The 16,206-nt window shown below is 43.0% G+C and carries 20 protein-coding genes; 16 read left to right on the top strand and 4 right to left on the bottom strand.

Features of this window, described 5'->3' with window-relative positions; all coding sequences use genetic code 11:
* Nucleotides 1-3 precede the first annotated feature (3 nt).
* Entirely contained in the window at nucleotides 4-1,017 is a 1,014-nt protein-coding gene (locus K245_RS22940) for a DUF814 domain-containing protein (protein ID WP_035276410.1), read from the top strand.
* 128 nt (nucleotides 1,018-1,145) lie between these two features.
* Here the strand turns inward: K245_RS22940 and rlmN are convergent, their stop codons facing one another.
* Complete coding sequence (gene rlmN / locus K245_RS0103570) at nucleotides 1,146-2,216, bottom strand: 23S rRNA (adenine(2503)-C(2))-methyltransferase RlmN (RefSeq protein ID WP_027358200.1); 1,071 nt, start codon at nucleotides 2,214-2,216, stop codon at nucleotides 1,146-1,148.
* A 240-nt stretch (nucleotides 2,217-2,456) separates the two neighbouring features.
* Between rlmN and ffh the strand changes: the two genes are divergently transcribed.
* From ffh to rsmI, 10 genes are read left to right on the top strand one after another with little or no spacing between them, the layout of a single operon-like run.
* The gene (ffh, locus tag K245_RS0103575) at nucleotides 2,457-3,791 is read left to right on the top strand and encodes a signal recognition particle protein (RefSeq protein WP_027358201.1); all 1,335 of its coding nucleotides are present in this window, start codon (nucleotides 2,457-2,459) and stop codon (nucleotides 3,789-3,791) included.
* A 22-nt stretch (nucleotides 3,792-3,813) separates the two neighbouring features.
* Nucleotides 3,814-4,065, top strand: coding sequence for a 30S ribosomal protein S16 (rpsP, locus tag K245_RS0103580; protein WP_027358202.1), 252 nt, complete (start codon nucleotides 3,814-3,816; stop codon nucleotides 4,063-4,065).
* A gap of 51 nt (nucleotides 4,066-4,116) precedes the next feature.
* Nucleotides 4,117-4,347 carry a KH domain-containing protein gene (locus K245_RS0103585; protein ID WP_084156113.1) on the top strand — a complete coding sequence of 77 codons (231 nt, stop codon included), beginning with the start codon at nucleotides 4,117-4,119 and terminating at the stop codon, nucleotides 4,345-4,347.
* Nucleotides 4,348-4,863: a ribosome maturation factor RimM gene (rimM, locus tag K245_RS0103590; RefSeq protein WP_027358204.1), complete on the top strand. Its 516-nt coding sequence runs from the start codon at nucleotides 4,348-4,350 to the stop codon at nucleotides 4,861-4,863.
* Between the two features lie 19 nt (nucleotides 4,864-4,882).
* Entirely contained in the window at nucleotides 4,883-5,635 is a 753-nt protein-coding gene (gene trmD, locus K245_RS0103595) for a tRNA (guanosine(37)-N1)-methyltransferase TrmD (RefSeq protein ID WP_027358205.1), read from the top strand.
* On the top strand, nucleotides 5,622-6,197 hold the full coding sequence (locus K245_RS0103600; protein ID WP_027358206.1) for an RNA methyltransferase: 576 nt from the start codon (nucleotides 5,622-5,624) through the stop codon (nucleotides 6,195-6,197). Before trmD ends, K245_RS0103600 begins: the two co-directional genes overlap by 14 nt.
* Before the next feature lie 48 nt (nucleotides 6,198-6,245).
* A complete protein-coding gene (gene rplS / locus K245_RS0103605) occupies nucleotides 6,246-6,593 on the top strand; it encodes a 50S ribosomal protein L19 (protein WP_027358207.1) in 348 nt (115 codons plus the stop codon).
* Complete coding sequence (locus K245_RS0103610; RefSeq protein WP_084156114.1) at nucleotides 6,574-7,194, top strand: ribonuclease HII; 621 nt, start codon at nucleotides 6,574-6,576, stop codon at nucleotides 7,192-7,194. The genes rplS and K245_RS0103610 overlap by 20 nt, the downstream gene beginning before the upstream one ends.
* The gene (locus K245_RS0103615; RefSeq protein ID WP_084156115.1) at nucleotides 7,185-7,589 is read left to right on the top strand and encodes a YraN family protein; all 405 of its coding nucleotides are present in this window, start codon (nucleotides 7,185-7,187) and stop codon (nucleotides 7,587-7,589) included. Before K245_RS0103610 ends, K245_RS0103615 begins: the two co-directional genes overlap by 10 nt.
* Nucleotides 7,567-8,460: a 16S rRNA (cytidine(1402)-2'-O)-methyltransferase gene (rsmI, locus tag K245_RS0103620; RefSeq protein ID WP_027358210.1), complete on the top strand. Its 894-nt coding sequence runs from the start codon at nucleotides 7,567-7,569 to the stop codon at nucleotides 8,458-8,460. Before K245_RS0103615 ends, rsmI begins: the two co-directional genes overlap by 23 nt.
* 540 nt (nucleotides 8,461-9,000) lie before the next feature.
* On the opposite strand, the gene K245_RS27600 is transcribed toward rsmI, so the two are convergent.
* Nucleotides 9,001-9,138, bottom strand: coding sequence for a hypothetical protein (locus K245_RS27600; RefSeq protein ID WP_156906687.1), 138 nt, complete (start codon nucleotides 9,136-9,138; stop codon nucleotides 9,001-9,003).
* Here K245_RS27600 and K245_RS0103625 point away from each other — a divergent pair.
* On the top strand, nucleotides 9,137-10,393 hold the full coding sequence (locus K245_RS0103625; protein ID WP_156906688.1) for a hypothetical protein: 1,257 nt from the start codon (nucleotides 9,137-9,139) through the stop codon (nucleotides 10,391-10,393). The two genes, K245_RS27600 and K245_RS0103625, sit on opposite strands and share 2 nt — an antisense overlap.
* Nucleotides 10,394-10,738: 345 nt before the next feature.
* Here the strand turns inward: K245_RS0103625 and K245_RS0103635 are convergent, their stop codons facing one another.
* Together K245_RS0103635 and pta are read right to left on the bottom strand one after the other, a co-directional pair.
* Nucleotides 10,739-12,001, bottom strand: coding sequence for an acetate kinase (locus tag K245_RS0103635; protein ID WP_027358212.1), 1,263 nt, complete (start codon nucleotides 11,999-12,001; stop codon nucleotides 10,739-10,741).
* A 21-nt stretch (nucleotides 12,002-12,022) separates the two neighbouring features.
* Nucleotides 12,023-13,006, bottom strand: coding sequence for a phosphate acetyltransferase (gene pta, locus K245_RS0103640; protein WP_198013818.1), 984 nt, complete (start codon nucleotides 13,004-13,006; stop codon nucleotides 12,023-12,025).
* Nucleotides 13,007-13,197: 191 nt separating this feature from the next.
* Between pta and K245_RS0103645 the strand changes: the two genes are divergently transcribed.
* The 4 genes from K245_RS0103645 (at nucleotide 13,198) to K245_RS22950 (ending at nucleotide 16,190) form a co-directional block, all read left to right on the top strand.
* Nucleotides 13,198-13,827 (top strand): 4'-phosphopantetheinyl transferase family protein, encoded by a 630-nt coding sequence (locus K245_RS0103645; RefSeq protein ID WP_198013819.1) that lies wholly within the window; start codon nucleotides 13,198-13,200, stop codon nucleotides 13,825-13,827.
* A gap of 478 nt (nucleotides 13,828-14,305) precedes the next feature.
* Nucleotides 14,306-14,851 (top strand): 4Fe-4S dicluster domain-containing protein, encoded by a 546-nt coding sequence (locus K245_RS22945; protein ID WP_035276411.1) that lies wholly within the window; start codon nucleotides 14,306-14,308, stop codon nucleotides 14,849-14,851.
* Nucleotides 14,829-15,722, top strand: a complete 894-nt coding sequence (locus tag K245_RS0103655; protein ID WP_051283839.1) for a CoB--CoM heterodisulfide reductase iron-sulfur subunit B family protein — start codon at nucleotides 14,829-14,831, stop codon at nucleotides 15,720-15,722. Before K245_RS22945 ends, K245_RS0103655 begins: the two co-directional genes overlap by 23 nt.
* 183 nt (nucleotides 15,723-15,905) lie before the next feature.
* Nucleotides 15,906-16,190, top strand: a complete 285-nt coding sequence (locus K245_RS22950) for a DUF1844 domain-containing protein (RefSeq protein WP_035276412.1) — start codon at nucleotides 15,906-15,908, stop codon at nucleotides 16,188-16,190.
* The last annotated feature ends 16 nt before the right edge of the window (nucleotides 16,191-16,206 follow it).

Here is a 16,206-nt window from a genome sequence, read left to right on the forward strand (position 1 = left end):
TTGATGGAAAATAATTCAAACAGAACCGTAAAAGCCCTTGGTCTTTCTTCCGGTGGACTTGACAGTATACTTGCAGCCTTGGTGCTGAGGCGTCAGGGCATTGATGTTACATGGATATCCTTTGTTACCCCTTTTTTTTCTTCGGATAATGCTGAAAAAGCGGCAAAGCGTTATAAAATACCGATAATTGTCAGTGATATTTCTGAACAATACCTTGTAATGCTAAAAAATCCACCTTGTGGTTACGGTCAGAATATGAATCCCTGCATTGACTGCCATACCATGATGTTCGCAGAAGCAGGGAAAATCATGAAGGAAAATGGCTTTGACTTTCTTTTCAGCGGCGAGGTATCAGGCCAGAGGCCTATGTCCCAGACAAAACACGCCCTAAGGTATGTCGAGAAAAGATCAGGGTTTGATGGCTCTATAGTCCGCCCATTAAGCGCAAAAGTTTTGCCTGAGACAAAGCCCGAAGAGGATGGACTGGTTGACCGTTCTCAGCTGCTTGGTTTTAACGGAAGAACAAGAAAGCCCCAGATGGAGCTTGCAAAAGAGTTGGGGGTAAAGGACTATCCTGCTCCTGCCGGAGGATGCCTCCTTACCGACGTCAGGTATTCGATCAAGCTGAGGGATCTGATGGCGTTTAATCCTTTTGCAAGGATATCCGAGTATCATCTCTTAAAGGGCGGCAGGCATTTAAGGCTTGATGACAACACCAAAGTTATTGTGGGCCGGGATAAAAATGATAATGCCATTATAATGCAATATTATGATACTGCGCATGACCTGCTTTTCAAGATGAAGGACAAGCCAGGGCCTTTGGTCGTAGTGACATGCAGCGCAGGTGTTCCTGAATCCCATATAACTGAAAAAGCAGCTGTTATCTGCGCCTCATATGGCAAAACCGTGCCCGGAGAAACCGTTGAAGTTTATGTGACAATCCCTGGCTATGACGACAGGCTTGTGCAGGTGATTGCAGGGGATGCCTCGGATTTCAGTGGTATTATGATTTCATGAATTGGATCATGATTCTTGATTTCAGAATTTGGATTTATGATTGATTGCACTATTTCAAAAATCAGCAATCAAAAATTCTTAGATTCAGGTCGGGTTAGAGCGCCATTGCTCGTAACCCGACTTTGATTTTATTCTTCTTCCAGCCTTTCTTGCCTGCTCCTTGCATTTGCGCTGAGCTGACCGCAGGCAGCCGCGATGTCCGCGCCTTTGCTTTTTCTGATAATGGCAGTGTATCCTTTATCCAGAAGAAACTGAAGAAATCCGTTGATTCTTGAGTCGTCAGGCCTTTTAAACTCAGAGCCAGGGCTTTCGTTATAAGGGATGAGATTTATTTTCGCCTTAACCCCGTGCAGAAGGCTTGTGATTCTTCTGGCATCTGCCATGCTATCATTCAGATCTCTTATAAGAATATACTCAAACGTAATCTTCTGTCTTGGATCAAGCGGATATCTTTTGCATGCGTCTATTAGGGTTTTAAGAGGAAAGCTTTTGTTTATGGGCATCAGCATATCTCTTGTGTCATCATCAGTAGCGTTTAGGGATATGGCAAGATTGGCCCTGGTCATTTTTGCAAGATCCTGGAATTTCGGAACAAGACCGCATGTTGATACAGTGACTCTTCTGTGGGATAATTTCAGTCCACAGTCTCCATTTGTAATTATTTCGAGAGCTTTTGAAACATTTTCAAGATTTGCAAGTGGCTCCCCCATTCCCATGAATACGATATTCTTTAAATCAAGATCGTCTGGGCAGTCAGATTTAATTATTTCCCTGCGGACTTCGACAATCTGATCTGTTATTTCAGACTGGGTCAGGTTTCTTATGAAGCCGGCCTTTGCTGTCATGCAGAATCTGCACCCTTGGGCGCAGCCAACCTGGGAAGAAATGCACAGTGTTGATCTGTCTTTCCCGGGAATAAGAACACTTTCAATATAATTACCATCTTCAAGCTGGAAAAGATATTTTTTGGTTCCGTCAGTGGATTCCGCTGTCTCAATGGTTTTTAGGGCGCCTATGACAAATTTTTCTGCAAGTTTTGTTCTCAGATCCTTGCTGAGGTCTGTCATTTCGGAAAAATCGGATACGAGCCTTAGATAGAGCCATTTGAATATCTGGGTGCTCCTGTATGGTTCAAGTCCTGTTTCTTTAAGCCAATCCCTCATTTCCTGCATGGATAGATTTTTTATGTCTTGTTTCAATTTTTAATTCCCGGCTTGTTATTTGACGGCTTTTTCTTTACCATCTGTTTAAAAAGACATCTATTCTTATTCGGATTCTTCAGAATCATGTTGTATAAATGTCAGTTTGACTGTAAATCAGGCAATTACTTTTTCGTATCTTCATAATTTTAAAGATATTAATTGCTTTCTATTTTTCTTGACTTAGCATGCGCTAAATATTAGTTTCAAGAGTTTAGTTTAAAAGGGATAGGTGCGTAAATGTTTGATAACCTGACCGAGCGGCTGGGCCTCGCATTCAAGAAGCTCAGGGGGCACGGAAAATTAACTGAAAAAAATATTGAAGAAGGTCTTAAGGAAGTCAGAATGGCGCTCCTTGAGGCTGATGTTCACTACAGGGTTGTAAAGCAGTTCATCTCGGATATCAAGGAAAGAGCAATAGGCTCGGAAGTCCTCGAGAGTCTTACCCCTGCCCAGCATATTATTAAAATTGTAAACGAAGAACTGACCAAGCTCATGGGCAGCGGCCACGACGGCTTAAGCCTTTCCGGGCCAAAACCTGTTCCCATAATGCTGGCTGGTCTCCAGGGTTCAGGAAAAACGACAACCGCAGGTAAGCTCGCGCTTTTTCTGTCCAAGCAGGGTAAAAAACCCTTTCTTGTTCCTGCGGACATTTACAGGCCGGCGGCCATCGAACAGCTTACAAAGGTAGGTGCCCAGCTCGGATTCCCGGTCTTTGCATCAAAACCAGAGATGGATCCTGTCGATATCTGTAAAAATGCCGTGACAGAGGCAAGAAGCCAGGGCTGTGATGTCATTATTCTTGATACTGCAGGCAGGCTTCACGTGGATGAAGCTCTCATGGACGAGCTTTCCAAAATCAAAGACGCTGTCATGCCCAATGAGATTCTTTTTGTGGCTGACGCAATGACAGGCCAGGATGCGGTGAATGTAGCCAAATCCTTTAATGACAGAATAGGCATAACAGGCGTTGTTCTTACAAAGCTTGACGGCGACGCCAGAGGCGGAGCCGCGCTTTCAATACGTTCAGTTATTGAAAAACCTGTCAAATATATAGGTCTTGGCGAGAAGATGGACGCTTTCGAGCCTTTCCATCCTGACAGAATGGCTTCCCGTATTCTTGGAATGGGGGATGCTCTCACATTTATTGAAAAGGCCCAGAATCTCGTTGATGAGAAAAAGGCCATGGAAATGGAAAAGAAGCTCAGAAAAAACCAGTTTACACTGGAAGATTTCCGTGAGCAGCTTTCCCAGATCAGAAGAATGGGCGGTATAGCGGATTTGCTCAAACTGCTTCCAGGCATGGGCTCCAGCAAGCATATGAAAAAGCTGGATGTCGATGACAGGGAGCTTGTTCGTATAGAGGCAATTATCAGTTCCATGACTCCCCAGGAAAGGCGACAGTATACTATTATAAATGCTGGCCGCCGCAAACGTATTGCCATGGGAAGCGGGACAACTGTTCAGGATGTGAATAACCTCCTTAAGAACTATGTCCAGGTAATGAAGCTGGTAAAGAAATTCAATAAGGGCGGTATGCGCGGTATGGGTATGGGCAGGCGCATGCCATTTTAATGGAGGATAAAGGAAAGGCATAATGGCTGTTAGAATCAGACTTGCAAGACAAGGCGCAAAAAAGAAACCGTTTTACAGAATCGTAGTGGCAAACTCTGAAAGCCGTAGAGACGGCAGTTTTCTCGAGATTGTAGGTACTTACAACCCTATTACAAATCCAGCGGAAGTAACTTTAAAGCAGGAAAGAGTGGAACACTGGCTGGGCGAAGGCGCAAAGCCTACTGACACAGTTAGAAGTCTTATGAAAGACAAGGGTATTAAAGTCCCGGCATAACCTGTTCCAAAAGATACTCCGTCGTTTCGCAACCTCAGAAAGGAGATTATAATGAAAGAACTGATCGAATACGTTGCTCGCACGCTTGTGGATCATCCGGATCAGGTGGAGGTTTCCGAGGTTGAGGGGAATCAGACGTCAGTCTTGGAACTCAAGGTCGCAAAAGAGGATTTGGGTAAGATAATCGGTAAACAGGGAAGAACAGCCAGGGCTATGAGGACAATACTGAGCGCCGCATCAGCCAAGGTTAGAAAACGTACCGTACTGGAAATTATTGAATAAATGACATCTGAACTTCTGCTCGTTGCTAAAACATCGTCAGCTCATGGTCTGTACGGCAAGATAAGAATCGTGCTGTTTACAGAGGACCTCGGGCTATTCAAGAAGGGACGGAAGGTCTTAATTTCCAGAGAAGGAAAAAACGAGAAATCATTTGAAATCGTTTCGGCTTCCCCTTATAAAAGAAAATTTGCCATACTTACTCTATCCGGCATTGATGACCGGAATCAGGCCGAAGAAATATCAGGTTATGATATGTTTGTTGATAAAGCATATCTGCCGCCTCTGGAATCCGAAGACACCTTTTATTGGAAGGATCTTATCGGTATTTCGGTCTATGATGAGGAAGGGACATTTCTTGGAATTTTGGAAAGCATTATAGAGACAGGCAGCAACGATGTTTATGTCGTAAAAAAAGATGAGGAGGAAATCCTCATTCCTGCGCTTGCCTCTGTGGTCAAGGCTGTTGATGTTTCAAAAAGATCCATGCACGTTTCAATTCCTGAAGGTCTTCTTTAATAGAAATGTGTCATAGAAGATGAAATTTGCCGTACTTACTCTTTTTCCTGAGATGCTTGATGTTTTCTGGAGTACCGGGATCATCAGGCGGGCCGTGTCAAGCGGTCTTATATCAGGAGATAGCGTTTACATCAGGAATTTTGCTTCCGACAGGCATAAAACCTGTGATGACAGACCCTATGGTGGCGGTTGCGGCATGGTCATGAAGCCCGAGCCTCTGGCCCGAGCTTTGATGGATACTAAAGAGAGGATACCTGGTGCGCTTACGGTACTCATGAGTCCGCAGGGCAAACCTTTTGATCAGAAGACAGCCGAAAAAATGGCTTCTTTGGAATCATTGATAATAGTCTGTGGCCGGTATGAAGGCATAGATGAAAGGTTTGTCTCAGATTATGTGGATGAGGAGATATCGATAGGTGACTATGTGCTTTCCGGCGGCGAGATCGGAGCCATGGCAGTAATAGACTCCATCAGTCGTCTCATACCTGGTGTGCTTGGAGGCGGAATAGAGTCCGCTGAACTCGACACATTTTCAACAGGTTTGATTGAGCATGCGCATTACACAAGACCCGAGATTTTTGAAGGTCAAAAAGTGCCGGATGTTTTGCTCTCTGGGAATCACAAAGAAATCGACAAATGGCGGCTTGAGTCATCCTTGAAAAGAACTTTTCTGAAACGTCCTGATTTACTTGAGAACAGAACTTTTACCGCAGATGAGAAAGCGGTTTTCAAAAAGTGGAGAGAGGAGCTGAAAAGGCTTGTCAGCGTCTAATATTTATGTGGCCTTGATCCACTTTCCGGTAATGAATAAAAGAGGTGATGTTATTGCTTCTGCCGTAACGAACCTCGACCTGCATGATATAGCAAGAGCTTCCGCTACTTTTGGAGTTAAGAGTTTTTTTGTCGTCACTCCAATAGAAGATCAGAAGGAACTGTCAGCCAGGGTTATGGCTCACTGGATCGAAGGATTCGGAGGAGAATATAATCCTGACAGAAAAAAAGCCTTGTCAATGGTCAGGATTACGGATTCGGTCGAGGAAACCGTGCTTGAGATTGAAAAAATCGAAGGCCGGAAACCTAATGTGATCGCGACCTGTGCCAGACCGTGCAACGGAGCTTTGAGTTTCAGGGAACTCAGAAGCAGGATTTCTTCAACCGGAGAACCATATCTGCTCATGCTGGGAACGGGATGGGGGCTTTCTCCCAGCCTTATAGAAGGCGCCTCCGCGGTTCTTGAGCCAATAAGCGGAAATACAGATTATAATCATCTTTCAGTTAGAGCTGCGGCGGCCATAATGTTAGATCGGCTTCTGGGCGCTGAATGGTACAGTTAATTTTAATAAGCCTTTGATGGCACGATAATCCAATATTGGTGGGGGATTATGAATATAATTGAAAGCATTGAAAGAGAACAGATGAGACTTGATATGCCTGACTTCGCGCCAGGAGATACAATCAAGGTTCATGTAAAAATCAAAGAAGGTGACAAACAGCGTATCCAGGTTTATGAAGGCGTTGTGATTGCAAGACGCAATAACGGCATAGGCTCAAGCTTTACAGTTCGTAAGATTTCTGACGGAATTGGCGTTGAACGTGTTTTCCAGCTTCATTCTCCGATTATTGAGAAGGTTGATGTGGTAACCCGTGGACGCGTTCGCAGAGCCAAAATCTACTACCTCCGTAACCTTAGAGGTAAAGCTGCAAGAATCCGTGAGAAACGTACAAGATAGTAATATTTGGAAATTTGAAGAGGATGTGCGCTCAAAAGGCCATATCCTCATAGCAGGTCTTGATGAGGCTGGCCGGGGTCCCATGGCCGGCCCTGTCGTTTCTGCGGCTGTTATTCTTCCCCCTGATTTTGCTGCGTACGGCATTACTGATTCCAAAAAGCTCTCTCCCAAAAAGCGCGACTATTTTTTTGATTATATAATGGAGAAAGCGCTGCATGTCGGCGTTGGCATTGTAGGTCCCGAAGAAATAGATTCGATGAACATACTCAGGGCATCCCTTTATTCAATGCTCAAGGCTGTTCAGGAGCTTACAGTCGTGCCGGATTTTCTGCTCATAGACGGAATTTTCAAGATAGACTCTCCTATACCTCAGCTTCCTATCAAGAAGGGTGATTCATTAAGCATTTCCATTGCTTCAGCTTCCATAATAGCAAAGGTAACACGTGACAGGATCATGGATGAGTATGACAGGCTATATCCTCAGTATGGTTTTAAGGGCCATAAAGGTTATCCTACGTCGGCGCATAAAGAAGCCATCATAAGATCCGGTGTCTCACCCATACACAGAAAAACATTCAAAGGCGTAAAAGAATGCCTTTAGGCGTCTTTAAACTATTTAAATCAGCCGGTTCTCTCTCTGGCAAGGAGTTGGGGAAAGCGGCCGAAGATGACGCTGAAAGTTTTCTTGCTGATAGAGGATATAAAATCCTTGAAAGAAATTACAGGTCAAGATTCGGAGAAATAGATATTATTGCAATGGACGGAAATGTGACGGTCTTCATTGAAGTCAAGGCAAGACGAAATGATAAAAAAGGTTCCTCTTCCAGCGCTGTTACACCAAATAAACAGAAAAAAATCGGTTTGACCGCCCTAAGTTATTTGAAAGAAAAGAATATCTATGATCAGAAGGCCAGATTTGATGTTGTTGCAGTGGACGGCTCAGGCCATAATTTGAGATTCAGGCTTATTCAGAATGCATTCGAAATCAAAAACTAAAAAAACGGATTCACCTGCATTGCAGGGCGAGGGCATATTATATGTTGTTGCGACTCCCATAGGTAACCTCGAGGATATAACTTTCAGGGCAGTAAGAATACTTGGGGAAGTTGATCTCATCGCGGCAGAGGATACGAGGAATACGGCTCGTCTTCTTTCCCATTTTGAAATAAATACCAAGCTCATATCATGCCATGACCACAACGAAGATGTCCGTTCGGAATACATAATTGAACAGATCAGATCCGGGCAGTCTGTCGCCATCGTATCAGATGCGGGAACCCCTCTTATTTCAGATCCAGGTTACAGAGTAGTTGAGGCCGCAGCTTCAAGCGGAATAAAAATAGTTCCTGTGCCAGGAGCCTCATCACTCCTTGCCGCGCTCAGCGCATCAGGTCTGCCTGTGGAAAGATTCGTATTTATGGGGTTTGCACCGAGATCATCAGGTAAAAGAAGGGCGTTTCTTGAAGAATCTGCAAGATTTCAATTCTCAACCGTATATTTCGAGTCACCCCACAGAATCATCGATCTGTTGAAAGATATGCTCGCAATTTTTGGGAACAGGCCAGCGGTTCTTTCAAGGGAATTGACCAAGATGTATGAAGAGATCATAAGGGGTAGTATTTCAGAAATAATTGAGAAACTGTTAGCAAAGGATTCTGTCAAAGGCGAGATCGTTCTGATTGTCGGAGGCCCTGATGAAAATTCTGTCCAAGTCGAACAAGCAAGTGAACTTGATATTGACCAGGAAATACTCGGCCTGATAGAATCTGGAATTAAAGCATCTGAAGTTGCCAAGAAGATATCCGAAAAGTTCAAAATGCCGAGGCAGGTAGTTTATTCAAAGGTGCTGGATATTAAGAATAAATGACATTTCAACTATTTAATCTGTTAAACTTCATCATTTCATGATTGTAAAATCGAATTTTTAAGCCGCTTTCAAATTCAGGCCAATAAATGTAGTCATAACTCCCCCTTAAAAAATGAAATTTTAAAATGGTTATCATGCATACGCACAGAGGAAAACTGTGAAAGACTATCAGCCTTATAAAAAGGACAAAAACATTTTTGCAAGAATACTTGTTTCGATTTTTGCAATTGGGACTTTCACCGCCATTGCGACTGCTGTTTTATGGTTTTCTCAATGGGGACAGATAACAGAGTGCAGATATCATTTTAGCAAACTTGAGAAAAGTTTTACCGATAAAGACTGGCGCCGGATGATATCTCGTTGGATGGGTGGGATTAACACTTGGCGATGGGGAATGACAACCAGAGAATGGGCAATTGATGACAAATCCATCCCGGTCGATAAATGGAAAAACATCTCAAACTCAAACATTGCTGAGCACATGAAAATTGCAGCAGATTGGGCTGAAAAAATCAATAATCCCTCCATAAAATCTGAAGTCTATCGGAGTCTTGCAGATGTGTATGGAAGACGTTTGGGAGACAGGGCCGCAGCATCCATATACCTGAGAAAATGGATTTCAACAGCAAAGAGTATCTCAGATGAAGGAGCAAGGCAGACTGCTTTTCTTGATATCATGGAGATAGCCGGGGGGCTGAATGATCGAGAGTCTGGTTTGGTTTTACTTGAGGAAATAGCCTCTGAGTTGAGACGATTGAACAATGACATTGCGAGGGGGTACGGATTTCGCTTTCTTGCTGAAGCAGCAGGAAAAATGGGATCAGGGGAAAAGGTAGCAGCTTATATTCACGAAGCCTGTAAATCAGGAGATCTTACTAACGACATATGTTTCAAACCAATTCTGCCGGAAGCAGCTATATTCCTAATTAGGGATGACAGATCTTTAGAAGATTATTTTTCAAAATCTTTATCTTACGTCAAATCAAATTCTTATGGATTTGATCGGGCGTGCTGCTTGGGCAATCTTGCCAAAACCGCAGCTCTTGCTTTTGATAAGTGGACTTCGCTTAACTACATGAACCAGTTTAAAGCCGAATTTTTTGCACAAATGGATGGTGTATCAAAACAGACATTGATTGAAAAAATGGCTGAAGCTGCCTGTATGCTTCCAGACAGAGAGTTCGCTCTATCTTTTTTGAAATCATTATATGAAGACGTACAAACAATAAATCCTCAGTGGCCTAGGTCAATGGCATATCAGGCAATTGCTGGGGCCGCGCATCTTCTTGGAGATGACCGCGCTTCATTCAGCGATTTTATTTTTGCTGCCGAGGCAGCGCTGCAGAATGAGACTCCAAGGAAAATTGGTTGGAATATTTCTAATTTTCTTTTAGATAAGGCTGAAGAAATCGGGTTCAATCTAAAGAAATATGATTTGATGGCCAAACTCGATGTTGCTGCCTCACAAGTAGAGATAGATAACAAATGTGGTAACGCTGGAGAAGACCAGTTTTTAGTATATATGCATTTTGCTAGGATAGCGGAACGAATTGGTGAAAAAGAAAAAGGTCGACAATACTTGTCCAAGGCAAAAAGAATCTTGGTAGGCATCACATTACCGAATTCAATGCATAACGATGTGCTGGATATGGCCATAACGGCAAAAAATCTGGGGGAATTGGCCTTGGCTAGTGATCTGGGCATGAAAGCCTTTGATATGGCAAAATTGGAGAGCCAGAAAAGCCCTTTGCGTTTTTTGTGTATTTCAACAGTTGCAGGAGTAGCCAGATTGTATACCGGAATCGGAGATATTCGTTACGCCTGTTCTTTGGCTGAATCTGAAGGTTTTACCGCAGAGGACAAAGCAGAAATAATGTGTTCTGTAATGGCTGAATACTCAAAAAATCAATACCGCAGGATAAAGTCAGAATGAATAAAAATAATCTCCAAACGAATTGCAAGACAAACTCTATAGTTATTGGCGACATGAATCAATCGGCCTGGAAAAACATTGAATTTGTTAAAGTTAAAGACTAAAATTGATAGCTATGAGGCTTATGCAATTTACAGTATATTTGGGGGGTGAAGCAATGAGAGTTCCCGCGTGATGCTTTCACCAACCATTCGTTAAATGGAATAGACATAAAGTTTTACCGAGCTTTTTTTTAAAAGCGACTCGCCGAAGGAGCTCATAACTTAAAATAAGACAGACCCACAAAAAAAGCCGGACATCATAAAGACATCCGGCCTAATTTAAGCAATTTTTTCTTTTGTCAGACTACATGAGTTCTTTGTTCTTGAATGTGTATGGATATTCAAGGTGGTCTGTGTAAGTTCCCTTGAGTATACCAACAACGTCTTCAACAAAAACGAGTTCTTCGTTTGTTGGAATCATGAATACCTTGACTTTGGAGTTCGGAGTGGAAATCTCTGTTTCTCCGTTCTTGCTTCTGGTGTTCATGTTCTTTTCTGTGTCAAGTTCAAGAGAGAGGCATTCAAGTGCTTCAGCGGTCTTCTGACGGATAAGGCCCGAGTTTTCGCCAACACCGGCAGTGAATACTACTGCGTCAACTCTGCCAAGCGCAGCAGCATATGAACCAAGATATTTTCTGAGACGATAAGCTTCAATTTCAATTGCAAGCTTGCAGCGAGCATCGCCTTCACCTGCAGCAATTTCAACATCGCGTCTGTCTGTGTATTTGCCGGTAACACCAAGGATACCTGATTTTTTGTTCAGGAGCGAATCCATATATTTCGGACCAACATCAAGCTGACGCATCATGAACATAGGAATTGCAGGATCAATGTCACCGCAGCGGGTTCCCATGATCGCACCCTCAAGAGGAGTGAAGCCCATTGAAGTGTCGATTGAAACACCATTTTTGATGGCGCAGCATGAAACACCGTTACCGATATGAAGGGTAATGATGTTGCATTCTTTTGCGTCTTTTCCAAGAAGGGCAGCAGCTCTCTTGGAAACATAGAGATGGCTTGTTCCGTGGAAACCATAGCGTCTTACTGACTGATCCTTGTACCACTCATAAGGAACCGGATACATATATGCGCATGCAGGCATTGTCTGATGGAAAGCTGTATCGAAAATTGCAACATGAGGCACTTCAGGGAAAGACGCTCTTGCAGCACGGATACCAACAAGGTTTGCCGGGTTATGAAGTGGAGCAAGGTGTGAGATTTCAGCTATGTGGTTCACGATATCATCTGTGATCAGAACGCTCTTTTTGAATTTCTCACCACCATGAACAACTCTGTGGCCAACGGCAGAAATTTCGGCCATGCTTGAGAGTACAGCTCCTCCACCTGTAGTAAGCGCATTTATTACCCACTGCATTGCTACTTCATGGTTGTCTATGGCATATTTTATTGTACCTGACTTGCCAAGCTGAACTGCTTCATGTTTTATGAAAGAGTCGCCGATTCCGATACGTTCAACTATGCCCTGAGCAACAACCTGTTTTGCTTCCCAGTCAAAGAGCTGATATTTAAGTGAAGAGCTGCCGCAGTTGAGAGCCAATATTTTCATCTGGAAAATCTCCTTGATATTTTATGATGCCTGAACAGCCGTAATGGCCGCAACATTAACTATGTCCATATATTTGCAGCCGCGGGAAAGATCGTTGACCGGCTTTGCCAGACCCTGGATTATCGGCCCGATTGCTTCGGCTCCCGAGAATCTTTCCACAAGTTTGTAACCTATGTTGCCTGACTGAAGGTCTGGGAATATGAGGGTGTTTGCTTTACCGGCTATTTGGCTGCCAGGAGCTTTCTTGGCACCAACAGCTGCAACAAGGGCAGCATCAGCCTGGAGTTCACCGTCAACAGCAAGGCCAGGAACTTTTTCCTTGAGGATCTCAACAGCCTTTGAAACTTTGTCAACAACTTCATGGGAAGCGCTGCCTTTTGTGGAAAAAGACAGCATCGCAACTTTAGGTTCAACTTCAAGAAAATTCTTGCAGCTTTCAGCAGATGCAGCAGCTATGTCAGCAAGCTGATTGGAGTCTGGCATCGGATTGACGGCACAGTCTGCAAAAATAAGATTGCCTTCGTGTCCGAATTCTTTTTTATCAGAAACCATTATAAAGCAGCTTGATACGGTTTTCATTCCAGGTTTGGTTCCAATGATCTGGATTGCTGCCCTTAGAACATCACCAGTTGTATTTTTGGCGCCGGCAACAGCACCGTCAGCTTTCCCTGTTCTGACGAGCATGGCACCGAAGAACAGAACGTTTTTCATTTGTTCATCAGCTTTTTCAGGTGTCATTCCCTTGCTTTTTCTCATTTCATAGAATTCATTTGCAAAGGCTTTTCTAAGATCAGATGTTTCAGGATTAATGATATCGCATTTGACTTCATAACCTTTTGCAGCAAAGGCTTTTTTTACTTCCGCCTCGTCCCCGAGAATGATAACCTTGCCTGCAAGTCCCTGTTTTACGATTTCGTTCGCAGCATCTATTGTGCGTTCATCATCGCCTTCAGGCAGAACTATTGTTTTCTGCCTTTGTTTAGCTATGTCCAAGAATTTTTGCATTACAGACACAATGCACCTCCCAAAATTATATAAAGATTAAACTTACAGCCGACGGCTGACAAAAACAGTGTTGACGTGCGGCAATATGTTTTTGCAACACATTGATTTTAAAGTTAAAATCTATTAAAAGCGTGCTTTTTGCCGCAAAAAAGAAACTATAGTTGCTAATGATTAGAAGTGCAATAAAAAATATGAATTCCGATTATTTTGAAATCACCGGTAAAAGCTCTGGCTTTTCAGATGGTGACTGTCTTTTGAATGTGGTTTTAAAGATCATTGATAAATCTTATTTTTCAGGATTTACGCCCAGACAAAAGGCTGAGCAGCTTAGCATTTTGGCGCGAAAGGCTGCCTTGATGAGTGCGGAGCTGTCAGGAATCTGTGTTGGTATTTCATTTCATAAGAACAGCGAGGGGATGCCTTTATCTCAGAATGGAATATGGTGGGGAGTCTCGCATAAACCTGAAATTGTTGCAGGAGCTGTTTCCCACAGCCCAGTAGGATTAGATGTCGAAATCATAAGACCAGTTTCTGAAAGGCTAATGGAAAGAGTTTCTGATAAATCAGAGCGAACCCTGTTCAAGGATGATCCTGTGATAACATTTTTTAAAATATGGACATCCAAGGAGGCTGTCCTGAAGCTGCTTGGGAAAGGGCTTTCCGGGCTTTCAGAATGCAAAATCCATGATGTAATAGCAAATGATCATATTTCAGTAAGATACAAAGAAAGAATATTTTCTGTGACCTGCTTTGTTAGTGGAACTTATATTATCTCTGTTGTATCATTGCCGGATAAAGTAAAATTAGTATACGATTGCTAAAGGTGTGCAGAGTCTGTCCAGGCTGCTCTCTTATTGACTCCCTTCATTGATCTCTGCTTAAAAGCCCTGTTCTTTTTTCACTACTGCTTAATGGATTTGAGCATAATCTCATATTTAGTTTTACTTAAATAAAAAAAAGTGCTCAAGTTATTGACACTCCTGATTTTTTTGTAATAATCATGTTACGATTTTTTGGATGACTAACTTGATTTCCAGTGAAAACTGATTAAGGTCTTACAATCACTTTAAAAAGTGAAGGGGCTTTTTTTGCTTTTAAATAGGCATTGATGAACTCGCAAAAACTCGGATTTCCGTCATTCCGGTCTGCGCCGGAATCCAGAGGTATCTAAAAAATGCTGGATGCCGGATAAGGTACGGCATGACTTTTAAGTTCTTTTTCGACTTTTGCGGTCTTCTCATATTTTAAATAATGGTATTTTTTTGCTGACCGCTTTTTAAAGATTCTGCAGGTGAAAAAATGAAAATTGACCGCTCTTTTATCGGGGAGGTTTCAAAACGCAGTGGGCAAAGCTTTGATGGGTGTTTTCACTGCATGTGCTGTTCAGGCGGCTGTCCAGTCTCGGATATTATGGATTATCTGCCGAACCAGATTGTAAGGATGATGCAGCTTGGCATGCGAAAGCAGGTTCTTGAGAGCAGGGCTATATGGGACTGTATTGGCTGCTATAGTTGTGTTTCTCAATGTCCTAACAGAATTCATATACCCCATATGATGGATACTCTCAGGGAAATGGCTCTTGCTGAAGGTGTAGTAGTCGGTGAACCGGATATCTGGACATTCCACAGAGAGTTTCTCAAGCAGGTTGATAAAAGAGGCCGGGTATATGAGCTTGAATTTATGGCAAGATACAAACTTTCATCAAGGAATTTTTTCCAGGATGTGGTGCCTGGCATGAAAATGCTTTTTAAGGGAAGGCTTGAGCTCCTTCCGAAAACAGTTCACGGACTTGATGAGATTCGTAAGATTGGAGATGCCTGCTATGACCCAAAAAGAAGAAAATAAAAAAGACAGAAGAACAGGACGTTCGAGGATATACTACTATCCTGGCTGCTCGCTCATGTCCAGCGCAAGGGAGCTTGGGGACTCACTTTTTCAGATGGCCAAGATACACGGAAGCTGGCTGTCGGAACTTCAGGACTGGAATTGCTGCGGCGCATCTCCTGCTCACAGTGTTAATCAGGACTATGCACTCATGCTCGCAGGAAGGAATCTGGTTCTTGCCGAAAGGCAGGGCATAGATTCTCTTCACGTAATCTGCCCAAGCTGTTTTGTTAGGTTGAGAACAGCCGCAAAAATACTTGAAAATGAGCCTGAAAAAAATGAGATGCTTGAGTCTGTTCTTGGGAAAAAGTACCAAGGTACAGTTGAGCTAAAATTCTTTCTGGAAATGGTTACGGAAAACCGTCTGGAAATGTTCAGGGAGGCGGTTGTCAATCCTCTCAAGGGACTTAAGGGCGTGCTTTATTTCGGGTGTCTCCTGACAAGACCGGAATGGCTCACCGGCTTTGATGTGCGTCCATATGAGGAAAATCTGAATGAACTGGTAGGGGCGCTTGGGGTTGAGACGGTTAACTGGGGGTATGCAAAACAGTGCTGCGGAAGCCATCTTGCTGTTACAAAGCCGGATACGGTCGATGATATGGTCGACAGGATCAGGGACCAGGCCAGAAGGGTTGGCGCTAACTGCATGATCGTTTTCTGTCCTCTCTGCCAGGTCAATCTTGAGCTGAGAGGTAAAAATGTCGAGCCTCTTCCGGTTTTCTATGCTTCCGAGCTGATTGGCATGGCTGCAAAACTGCCGGGACACAGGGACTGGCTCAATAAACATCTAATTGATCCGAATCCTTTGCTTTCGTCTCTTAAGCTTATATAGTAAATATTGTTTTCAAGACCCGGCGTCCTTTTATTATGGATTGCCGGGTTTTTATTTCCAATAAGACCTTGCTGTTTTTTTTCTATTTTTATATGGTTTCAAGTTGATTTTTGACATTTGATTTTTATTATAAATAGGCTTTTTAAAGAACCTAACTCCAAATGATTTTTTAAGGATGGATATATGGGCGACTCTTCAAATCATACATGTGAGCAGCTGTTGATGCCTGGAGTGAATTTTTCGACTTTTATACTGTCACTTAACTCCTCGGCTCTTGTTAATCTCGGTCAGATTCCTGATCCGGCAACAGGAGCAAGGAATAAAAATCTTCAGCTTGCTAAATACAGCATCGACGTGATCATGCTTCTTGAGGAAAAAACAAGGGGTAATCTGTCAACTGAGGAGACAAATCTTATAAAGAATATTTTGCACGATCTCAAACTTGCTTACGTGAGGGAATGCAAATAGACATGATCCTGTAATT

The organism is Desulforegula conservatrix Mb1Pa, assembly GCF_000426225.1.
Taxonomy (GTDB): Bacteria; Desulfobacterota; Desulfobacteria; order Desulfobacterales; family Desulforegulaceae; genus Desulforegula; species Desulforegula conservatrix.

Bases quoted from the DNA above. Each gene is read 5' to 3' on its own strand.
- rimM (WP_027358204.1), top strand. From the start codon at position 4,348: ATGACATCTGAACTTCTGCTCGTTGCTAAAACATCGTCAGCTCATGGT.
- K245_RS0103635 (WP_027358212.1), bottom strand. From the start codon at position 12,001: ATGAAAATATTGGCTCTCAACTGCGGCAGCTCTTCACTTAAATATCAG.
- trmD (WP_027358205.1), top strand. From the start codon at position 4,883: ATGAAATTTGCCGTACTTACTCTTTTTCCTGAGATGCTTGATGTTTTC.
- K245_RS22950 (WP_035276412.1), top strand. From the start codon at position 15,906: ATGGGCGACTCTTCAAATCATACATGTGAGCAGCTGTTGATGCCTGGA.
- rpsP (WP_027358202.1), top strand. From the start codon at position 3,814: ATGGCTGTTAGAATCAGACTTGCAAGACAAGGCGCAAAAAAGAAACCG.
- rplS (WP_027358207.1), top strand. From the start codon at position 6,246: ATGAATATAATTGAAAGCATTGAAAGAGAACAGATGAGACTTGATATG.
- K245_RS22940 (WP_035276410.1), top strand. From the start codon at position 4: ATGGAAAATAATTCAAACAGAACCGTAAAAGCCCTTGGTCTTTCTTCC.
- K245_RS0103645 (WP_198013819.1), top strand. From the start codon at position 13,198: ATGAATTCCGATTATTTTGAAATCACCGGTAAAAGCTCTGGCTTTTCA.
- K245_RS0103585 (WP_084156113.1), top strand. From the start codon at position 4,117: ATGAAAGAACTGATCGAATACGTTGCTCGCACGCTTGTGGATCATCCG.
- K245_RS27600 (WP_156906687.1), bottom strand. From the start codon at position 9,138: ATGATATCAAGAAAAGCAGTCTGCCTTGCTCCTTCATCTGAGATACTC.
- pta (WP_198013818.1), bottom strand. From the start codon at position 13,006: ATGCAAAAATTCTTGGACATAGCTAAACAAAGGCAGAAAACAATAGTT.
- ffh (WP_027358201.1), top strand. From the start codon at position 2,457: ATGTTTGATAACCTGACCGAGCGGCTGGGCCTCGCATTCAAGAAGCTC.
- rsmI (WP_027358210.1), top strand. From the start codon at position 7,567: ATGCATTCGAAATCAAAAACTAAAAAAACGGATTCACCTGCATTGCAG.
- K245_RS0103625 (WP_156906688.1), top strand. From the start codon at position 9,137: ATGGAGATAGCCGGGGGGCTGAATGATCGAGAGTCTGGTTTGGTTTTA.
- K245_RS0103655 (WP_051283839.1), top strand. From the start codon at position 14,829: ATGACCCAAAAAGAAGAAAATAAAAAAGACAGAAGAACAGGACGTTCG.
- K245_RS0103615 (WP_084156115.1), top strand. From the start codon at position 7,185: ATGCCTTTAGGCGTCTTTAAACTATTTAAATCAGCCGGTTCTCTCTCT.
- K245_RS22945 (WP_035276411.1), top strand. From the start codon at position 14,306: ATGAAAATTGACCGCTCTTTTATCGGGGAGGTTTCAAAACGCAGTGGG.